This is a genomic window from Burkholderiales bacterium (genome assembly GCA_013695435.1).
Lineage (GTDB): Bacteria > Pseudomonadota > Gammaproteobacteria > Burkholderiales > JACMKV01 > JACMKV01.
In genome coordinates this window covers 1-2,528 of record JACDAM010000234.1, presented here as the reverse complement: position 1 = coordinate 2,528, position 2,528 = coordinate 1, and the positions used below count along the sequence as shown (strand labels likewise).

Sequence of the window (2,528 nt, the reverse complement as noted above, 5' to 3'; positions counted from 1 at the left end):
ATTGCGCGCCGCGCGATACTCCGGCCAATGCTCTGGCGACACCTACCACAACTGCGGGAAAAGGCTATAGGACAAAAGTCATAGGCTATCAGTCTGGTTCCGCGAAGCAGAGCGTCGGCCTAAGCTTGGCGCGGATTCATGTCATTGCTTGCCGGAAAGTGTACTTTAGAAATTAGCCATAACAAGAACGTGCGCGATAAAAAGCCGTAAGGATGCCGGCGCAAGCGTCTTCACGAGGAAAGAACGATGAAACTCTCTCCCGTCATCGCTTCGTTACTTGTTGCAATCAGCGTCACCGCGGTTTCTCCCGCAGGGCAAGAAAATGCGCCCGTCGTCGCAGACAGCCCGCCCACCCCCCAACGACAATACAGCGATCCCGGTTTTCGCCTCGGCGAGGCGGGCCTGAGCCCATCCGAACGCGCCGGACGCGAGATCTGGTACAAGGCGACGGCCGGCAATGATCGTTTTCATACCTACGTATTCCAGCAGCGCATCGGGGTGCTGATCGACTGGTTCCGCGTGTTGAATTCAAGCGAACGCGACGACCGTTTCCATGCCTGGGGTTTGATCAACGATCCCGAATGCTGTCAACCCGGCGCCCCGAATTGTCCGGCAAAAAGCCTGGACCAGACGTTCGGTTTCGACTGGTGCCCGGGCGACGACGTACTTCTCAAATTCGTCGGCAAGAATGGCTACCGCGATCCGGCCTGCGAGTTTCAGGATGCGCCGATGGGCGGCGACGATCCGCACGCGAAAGCCGGCCGCCAGTCGTCGTGCGATTTAGCTTTCGGCACTTCGACCGGCGCGCTCGGCTTTCGCAAATTTCCAAACCCGCGCTTCGATCCCGAAAAGTGGCGCAAGCTGAACGGCGGAAGCGCGGGCTGGGGAGGATACAACGCGAGGCTGAGCAAGAACGCGCAGGTTTCGGATTCGAAAATCAGCCGTCTGCTCGATGGTTCGATCGAACCGCCGTTTCGCATCGGCATGGCGTGCGGCGCGTGTCATATCGCATTCGATCCGGCCAATCCGCCGCAGGATGCCACGCATCCTGCGTGGGAAAACATCCGGGGCGCGGTCGGCAATCAGTACATACGCATCTCCGAAATCATGGTCTCGGGCATGCCGAAAGACAGCCTCGAATGGCAGGTTTTTTCGCACGCACGCCCGGGAACGTCGGACACCTCGGCCGTGCCGACCGACCAGGTCAACAATCCTGGCACGATCAACGCGCTCATCAATATCAGGCAGCGTCCGACGTTCGCCGACGAGCTTATCCTGAAATGGCGCAAAACGAATTCGTGCGAAGCTGGGGAAAGCGCGCAAAGCTGCTGGTGCGAGCCGGGACAGGACGGCAAGTGCTGGCGTAAAGCCCAGCAGAAGGAAACCGTACACCACATTCTGAAAGATGGTTCCGATTCGACGGGCGCCGTGGAAGCGATCCAGCGCGTGTACTTCAATATCGGTTCCTGCTCCGAGCAGTGCTGGGTCAATCATCTGACCGATTTGCGCCAGCTTGATCCGCACAGCCGCAACTTCGGCCAGACGCCGTTCGATATTGGCCAATGCCGGCGCGATTGTCCGAATTTCCGCGCGATCGAAGACCGTCTGCCGAATATCACCGGGGAGGGTAACGGCGATCAGAATGGCCACGGCACTCACTGCGCCGGAACGATATTCGGGCGCAGCGTGAATGGCACGCGCATCGGGGTCGCAGAGGGCGTAAACAAAGCGCTGATCGGCAAAGTCATCGGCAATCAGGGCGGCTCGAGCGATGAAATCTGCAACGCCATGCTGTGGGCCGTCGATAACGGCGCAAATGTGATTTCGATGTCGCTCGGCATCGATTTTCCCGGCTTTGTGAAGCTGCTGCAGGATAACGGTTTCCCTCCCGAACTCGCCGCCACGCGCGCCCTGGAAGGCTACCGCGCGAATACGCAACTTTTCGAAAGGCTGGCTTCCTTGATCAAGGCCCGCGCCGCTTTCGCCCAGCCTACCGTTATTTTCGCGGCGGCCGGCAATGAGAGCAGAAGAGATGAAAACCCGGAATGGGAAATCGCGGTCAGTCCCCCGGCCGTCGCCGAAGGCATTGTTTCGGTCGCCGCGGTCGGAGAACAAGGTCAGGTTTATACGGTCGCGCCATTCTCCAATACGGGAGCGAACATCGCCGGCCCGGGCGTTAATGTGAGTTCAGCAAGAGTCGGAGGAGGGCTGAGGTCATTGAATGGAACAAGCATGGCAACGCCGCATGCCGCCGGCGTCGCCGCTTTGTGGGCGCAGAAGCTGAGGAATGCGGGCAGCTTGAATTCCTTGAATCTGACTTCGAAAGTAGTCGCCTCGGCGATCAGCGACAAGTTTGCATCCGGCTTTGATCCGTTCGACGTCGGAGCGGGGCTGGTTCAAGCGCCGCAAGATTGAGCAATCTTGTCCGGGAGCTTGCGCACCCTGACCTACGCTTACTCGGCGATAAGAGCTGGTAGGTCAGGGTGCGCAAGGCTCATGACACTAGCGAAGTGGAAAAGGACTCGCTG

At 59.2% G+C, this 2,528-nt stretch carries 1 protein-coding gene; it reads left to right on the top strand.

Annotated elements, in window-relative coordinates:
* Positions 1 to 1,119 precede the first annotated feature (1,119 nt).
* The gene (locus H0V78_11755) at positions 1,120 to 2,415 is read left to right on the top strand and encodes a S8 family serine peptidase (GenBank protein ID MBA2352423.1); all 1,296 of its coding nucleotides are present in this window, start codon (positions 1,120 to 1,122) and stop codon (positions 2,413 to 2,415) included.
* Positions 2,416 to 2,528 lie beyond the last annotated feature (113 nt).

What these genes read in the sequence shown, in the direction of transcription:
- H0V78_11755 (MBA2352423.1), top strand. Translation starts at nt 1,120, where the DNA reads ATGCCGAAAGACAGCCTCGAATGGCAGGTTTTTTCGCACGCACGCCCG.